The 6505-nt window shown below is 52.8% G+C and carries 8 protein-coding genes and 1 pseudogene; all 9 read left to right on the forward strand.

Features of this window, described 5'->3' with window-relative positions; all coding sequences use genetic code 11:
* Positions 1 to 660, forward strand: a 660-nt coding sequence (locus tag KJ970_18520) for a hypothetical protein (protein MBU2692918.1), incomplete at its 5' end; no start/stop codon positions are given.
* Positions 657 to 1097: a DNA repair protein RadC gene (radC, locus tag KJ970_18525; GenBank protein MBU2692919.1), complete on the forward strand. Its 441-nt coding sequence runs from the start codon at positions 657 to 659 to the stop codon at positions 1095 to 1097. The genes KJ970_18520 and radC, both read left to right, overlap by 4 nt.
* Positions 1097 to 1396, forward strand: a complete 300-nt coding sequence (locus KJ970_18530; protein ID MBU2692920.1) for a hypothetical protein — start codon at positions 1097 to 1099, stop codon at positions 1394 to 1396. Before radC ends, KJ970_18530 begins: the two co-directional genes overlap by 1 nt.
* Positions 1397 to 1819: 423 nt before the next feature.
* A pseudogene (locus KJ970_18535) lies at positions 1820 to 2164 on the forward strand (hypothetical protein).
* On the forward strand, positions 2161 to 2418 hold the full coding sequence (locus tag KJ970_18540; GenBank protein MBU2692921.1) for a hypothetical protein: 258 nt from the start codon (positions 2161 to 2163) through the stop codon (positions 2416 to 2418). Before KJ970_18535 ends, KJ970_18540 begins: the two are co-directional and overlap by 4 nt.
* Positions 2419 to 2684: 266 nt before the next feature.
* Positions 2685 to 2918, forward strand: a complete 234-nt coding sequence (locus KJ970_18545; protein MBU2692922.1) for a helix-turn-helix transcriptional regulator — start codon at positions 2685 to 2687, stop codon at positions 2916 to 2918.
* Between the two features lie 78 nt (positions 2919 to 2996).
* Positions 2997 to 3311: a hypothetical protein gene (locus tag KJ970_18550; protein MBU2692923.1), complete on the forward strand. Its 315-nt coding sequence runs from the start codon at positions 2997 to 2999 to the stop codon at positions 3309 to 3311.
* A gap of 79 nt (positions 3312 to 3390) precedes the next feature.
* Complete coding sequence (locus tag KJ970_18555; protein MBU2692924.1) at positions 3391 to 4593, forward strand: hypothetical protein; 1203 nt, start codon at positions 3391 to 3393, stop codon at positions 4591 to 4593.
* A gap of 1225 nt (positions 4594 to 5818) precedes the next feature.
* A complete protein-coding gene (locus KJ970_18560) occupies positions 5819 to 6112 on the forward strand; it encodes a hypothetical protein (protein ID MBU2692925.1) in 294 nt (97 codons plus the stop codon).
* Positions 6113 to 6505 lie beyond the last annotated feature (393 nt).

Genomic DNA, 6505 nt, shown 5'->3' on the forward strand with positions numbered 1-6505 from the left:
ATGAAACAGAATGAACTCTCCAGCACGATCGAGATCCGTGATGAGGTCGGTCAGGTCGTGGGCACGAAGGAAGTTGTTATGTACTCAAGCCTACTTTTAAAGGCACATGCCGAGGGGCTGACCCAAATCGAGACGAAACTTCTGCAGGTTCCTTCGGACGAGAACGGTCGAACCGCGATTGTCCAAGCGCTCGTCGAGACATCCAAAGGCAAGTTCCAGGCACTTGGAGATGCGTCACCTGACAACGTAGAGGCGATCATCATCCCCCACCTGATCCGTGCGGCCGAGACCCGAGCGAAGTCCCGTGCCCTCCGAGATGCCGTCAATATCGGTATCGTCTCCCACGAGGAGTTGGACGGCGACGGTTTCGCCCCTAACGGGCCGGACCCCGGATCGGGTGCCCAACCTGATTCGCCCCAGGAGGTTCCGCAGAACATTTCTGCAACTGGTAGTGATTCGGACTCGTCCATCACTGAGCCGCAGCAACGCTACCTCTTCCGGCTCCTCAAAGAGCAGGGGCTCAAAGGGAAGGCAGCCGAGGATCATCTCATGCAGGCGCTTGGGGTGCCCCTCCTGTCACAGGCGACCAAGCGAGCTGCTGGAGAGCTCATCAATCAACTTCTCAAAGAAGCCAACAGCGCTTCGGCGGAGGCAAGATGAGTGGCTTCCCTGTAAAAGTGCTCGAAAAAGGTGCCGTGTATCTCAATCGCTCCAGGAACCGGTGGAGGATTGAGCAACCTCAGGATGTCGCCAAAGCCTTCCGCGAAGCCATTGGAAAAGAGTCCCGGGAGGTCTTCATCGTCTTCCTTCTCTCCGCCCGTCACACCGTTCGTTATGTCTATGTCGTCTCTATCGGCACCCTGGACTCAAGCTTAGTCCATCCCCGTGAAGTGTTCGCTGAAGCTGTGAAAAGACGCGCTGCCGCCTTCATTGTCGCTCACAATCACCCGTCTGGAGATCCCAGTCCCTCTCCTGATGACGTACGAACGACAGAACGTCTGAAGAGGGCAGGTGAGCTACTGGGGATTCAACTCCTTGACCATGTGATTCTCGGAGATGCCGACTTTGTAAGCATGAAGGAACAGGGGGTGCTCTGATGACTGATATAAAACGAAAACCCTCTAACCTTATACAAAAACCTCAGGAGATTCCCCCGGATCACCCGCAATCTCGATTCTTCTTCACAAAGAATCTTGTTGCGACAGCCACCGCTTTGCAAACCTTCGGTCCTCTGCTCATCTTCAAACTCTACTACTCTCTCCAAGAACGGGCGTGCGAACAGGGTGGGCTCGACTATCTGCAAGTGTTCGAGGACACTTCGAATTCCGAGGGGCCCAATCTCTGGTTCATCGAGGACGCTCAAGCCGTCACCGCACTTTTACCCGAGGATTACTGATGAGGAGGGCTAGGTATGCTGCACACAGGCCGGACATTTCATGTTGGGGATGTCGCCTCTGTCGAGGAGCTTGCTGAGAAGGTCACGAGCACAACCTGGGTGCTCTGTACCGGATTCAGGCTCCGCGTGGAGAATCAGGTGCTTCTGTTTCTTAACGACAGCACTTCGGGAGATGGGATCCAGGAGTACGCCGTCTTCGCTGAAGATGGCCTCCAGCTTGAATCCATCACATTTGGGTGGTGTGACCAGGCACAGGCCGAAAGGCATATCCGTGCGATCCTGGCCGGCCAGGTCGTCGACATGGGCTGCCACCAGCTCCGCATTGACACCAGCATCCACCATCTCTGTCACCTCTGCCGGTGACATCCGCCGCTCACTTTCCGTGGGCGGTTTTTCCTTACCCAATTCGCCTCTCGCCCGCGATCTAGGGCCGACCGGGAGCACTTCCACTGTCAGCACCTCACAACCCGCCACACCGCTCTGGACATCGACCTCATTTCGGCGGGCTCGCTGAATGCCTCCATCGTACATCCGTGCGAAGTTTATCGCCGGGCGATCGAGCGTGGTGCGGCAGCGATCATAGCCGCCCATAACCGTCCGTCCGAAGACGATCTGGAGATCACGCGTCGGCTGCGGCAAGCCGGCGAAATCCTCCGGATCGAGCTTCTAGGCCAAGTTATTGTGGCCGGATCGGACTTCATGAGCCACCGGGAAAGCGGTTGCCTTTGGGCGACGCCCTTCGAAACCCACCGGACCTCGGGCAGATGATCCAGGAGATCCCGCTCGACCACCACGACTCTCGCTTCTTCACAAAGCAACTGGTAGCCACCAGTAGCGTGCTCGGCACCTTCGGACCAATTGAGATCCTCACACAGTATCTCTTTTTGCAGGAGCAGGCGCGACGTTGCAACGACATCGACAACCTGCAGGTCTTCGAGGACCATGCAAATTCAGACAGACCGAACTTCTGGATCATCGAGGATAATCAAGTTGTCACCGCACTTTTTCCCGAGGGCTATTGACCCGAACCGCTCGCTCCTACCATGGGCGGCTGTTTTTGTTCTAAATCTGGATCTCGACACCGATGGATCGCGAACAAAAGAGTGGCGCATCACATTTTTTAGCTTCATGTTAGAGGTCTTGTGGTACATCTTGTTATCTCTCGGCGGGCGTTTTCCTCACAAAAAACCCAGTTGACTAGAGGAAATAAAATCTTATATAGTCCAGTTATTTCCTACTCTATGGAGGGGCTTTTCCTAGGAAATGTCTAGTGGCGGGGGTGCAGTAAGTGAGACTTTTTACCGATAATATTGATTGGACTCGCTTCGTCGTCCTCCTTCGCGAGCGTTTTTTTGAGTACACCCAAAAAGAGCTCTCTGACGAGGTTGGTGTGGATCCGAACACAGTGGCGAAGTGGGAACAGGGCAAAAGCACGCCAAGAAGGCCGAACAAGCGGAAGTTGAAGGAGCTGGCCCGCAAGAAGGGCTTTACTGAAGCTCAGTGGCCGGAGAAGGGGAAGTGAGGGCAATGGGTAGACCAAGCTAACCCATTATGATAAAATGAGTTAGTGGTTAGTGTCCCCTCTCATTAGGAGGTTAAAATGAACGAACACTCCAATCCAAACGGCCCGGGAAAGCCCCTCATTAATGGCAAGTACGATGATGTCGAGCTTGCCATTATGGAAGGCTTTGCCGATACGCTCATAGGTGAGCCCAACATCAACTTTCTCCTCAGCCATCTACGCGTTGTGGGGGAACAATCTCCACGCCGGGGCCAGCCCTATCAAAGTGAAAACGAGCTTCTGGCCGATCGCGGTCTCGGCGACCTCATGGACCTTTTCTACAAGGGGAGTTTGGGAAAGAATCTCCGTCTCTTGAAGAGAGAACTCCACCCCAATCGTGTTGGTTACTGGTAGGCCGCTCAGCTCATTGCCTGCCGTTATCTTTGGCACCCCGTATTTTCACGGGGTGCTCTTTATGCTTTAGGATAAGAAAATGACTCAGGACGAACTGAATTTCCATTCGGTCAAGTTTACATCGCGGTACACGAGGATCCCACAACCACGATTTGGTGAGAACGACGAGAACATCCTACTAAACCAGGAGTTCCCGCTGGAGTTTGTGCTCCCGAGTATTGATGCCAATCGCGAGAAAGAAAGGCATCTGGTTATCCTCGTCAATGGTTTTGCAGAACCCAGTGTAGCTCTCTACCGCCACGCACAGCTTGGCCTGGCGCGCCTTTTGGCGGATCAGGGTATCGCCAGTGTTCTCGTACCAATTCCACTCCACCTTTTCCGCATTCCCGAGACGAGTGTGTACGACCGAATCGCAAAAATTGCTCAGAAGAGGCTGGATCCAAACCTGACAAGGGAATCTGCCGTCCCCTACCACGTAATCAAACAGAGTCCCGAACGGTTCTATCTTGGTTACCGCCAACTCCTCTCCGATCTCAGTCATCTTGCTCGTGGCATCCGCTTATCAGACAGCTCGCCACGCGATTACTCTGTTCACAATCCGGTCTTTCGCGAGTGGTTCGACGAGAGTACGCGCATACACCTGCTCGGATATTCGCTCGGCGGATTAGGGTGCCTCTCGGCCTTCCTCCGCAATCGAACGTTGGAGAAGGAATACGGTCATGACCGGTTATTCGAGACATGCACGTTGCTCTGTTCCGGTCCAACATTTATGGATCTCGTACCTCAGAAGCTACGCTTTAAGAGTGAGGATTGGGACGAACTTCGATCGTATTACTACTCGCGCGTTTTCGAAGTTAAGCGACAAGAAGCTGAAAAGAAGCTTGAGAGTGGGCAGGGGCATCTTGCCGAAGCGAAGCAGGCCGGGGAGAAGTCAGGGCTACTGGCCAAAGTGAACAGCATTAAGCAAATAAACACAGTGAATTCCCTCGCGTACATCTTCTTTGAGAGAATCGTTCTCGGCGTCCCGTGGGACAGTCGCGATCTCCACGAAGCGTCGAATCATATTCTCGCCGTCCTAGGAACGTCTGATCTCGTCGTGCCGCCAGAAACTTTATTCGGCCTTCGCCCGCGCGATCGTCATTTTGCCGTCCTTCATGTCCCTGCGCTTGAGCACGTGTTTATCGAAACTCAAACCTGGAAGCAGTGGGGACCGTTTGTGGTCTCTTCCATTGTTCACTTCATTCAGAATCATCCCAAGGCTGTCTCGCCACTACAAAGCTAACGAATCAGCCTGCTTAAGCGATGCGAAGTAACACGCGTCTCTTTGTCGAGATTGTGCAACACATCGAGGGCTGCCAATTGGGGCTCCTTTATGCCGGAACCGTACCTCACGATTCCCCTTCGACGTGCATCTCCATCGGTTGAAGACCGGTCCTAATCGACAAGTAAAGGAACTTTTTTCTCCACTGGCCCCCAATCCCCATCTCAACACGGATCTATTCGAGCCGAATAGACCGATCCGTGATGGCTTTTCTTAAGGGGAGGATTGCCCTGCCATCCCCCCTTCACTTTTCCGGACCGGTCGTCTCCCCGAACAGGTTCTCATGCCTAGTCGTTCTTCTTGTTCCGCCGCGATCCTTCGATCGCCGTCGGAAGCTCGGATGCCACATCTTCAGCAAGCGCCTTGGATGATCCACTAACAGAGTCTCCCCTGATTAGAGTTCCGGCTAGTGTCCGTTATCACCCAAAACCAGCCACGAGTTCTCACCTGAAAACCGGCCAATATGAGGGAGGATAGATTCACCGGATAATTTTTTTCATGGAAAGACCATAGGAGGAGGAATCCAGTGAATCAGCTCAATGTGGCTAATCAGAATGCAATCATAGGCTTACCAGCAGGGGGCTGCTCGTAACCGCGGACTCTTGTTTCTGGTTAGGCGAGGATCCAAAAGACGTATAATTCAACGTGGTACTTGGTTTTAACGTCTAATGACCGATTTTATTATGCATTGTCAAACGATAGGGCTCGAAGAGCGGCAAAATCCTATGTCGGTGGTCAAGGATAGGTCTAGAACTAGGAACTTGCCAAGAGGAAAGCCATCAGGGATCCTTGGGCTCAACGCAGATGCAATCGTTACTCAAGACGGTTGGATCTTACACCTCGCCCGGGATTTGAAGAGGAACAATCCACAACGCGGCAGTACGGTTCTCGGGAATCTGTCCCAACTAGCACTATACATTCGAAATCTTGATGGCAGTGCTTTGTAGCGAGGTATCTTGAAAGGTTACTATACCTTTTAGGGAAAGGGTGCAGAACCCAACGATGCCGGCTCCAGACGCGACACTTGGAACAGCTATCCAGAAGGCTGGATCGGCCGCATAGTATCGCGATTGATCGGACAGCGAACTCGGGTGCGACAATAATCTTACCGGTCATGAAGGCAATATGGCGATGAACAACGGCAGATAAAAGGCTAAGAGACAATCAAAAAGAGGGAGGAAAAGAAATGGACGCTTCAGAGATACTAGAGAGGCTAAAGGAGCTTGTCGACGGCTGGGTAGGATTAGGAATTCATCCGACAACCCATAAATACAAGCGTCAACTCGTTCCCCTCTTCAGAGAGGCTTGGGAACAGGGTTTCACCGGTTCCAACAGCTCACCACGCCTTACGGAGGATGCTATGGCTGACACTATTGCGGAACGGTGGCCTGAGTGGCTTGAGCAAAGCGAGAATAGAGCCACGTTCTCTGAAATGGCCGGCATCTGGGACGAATGGACCTTCATCAAGGAAGAGTACTGATATCCCCTGTTGGCCAAGCAAGGGAGTCCCAATTGGATTTCTCCAGACTAGTCGCAGTTTTAGGATTCCTTGTCACCCCAGTTGCTGCAATTTTGTTTGACACAGGAATCCTTTTCATTGCACCTCTAGATGTTGTTCATGAGCTTGGATTGAACGAACTCCGTCAGCAACGGCTCTGTTGGAAAGGACACTGTTTGTGATGGCACGGACCCTTGGGACCCTATTCCGCCCACGACCGAGCGTCGAGTCCGACCTAGACCCAATATAAGCGCGATTTAGGAGGTTTTGTAAGAGAAAGAGCTCGAAATGCCCGTCCAGAGGCGATAAATTGGTTGTACAAGAAACAAACAAACCGCCAAGGAGGGCATTTCGAGTGACTTCATTAAACCAGAA

The organism is Candidatus Eisenbacteria bacterium, assembly GCA_018831195.1.
Classification (GTDB): Bacteria; Eisenbacteria; RBG-16-71-46; order CAIMUX01; family JAHJDP01; genus JAHJDP01.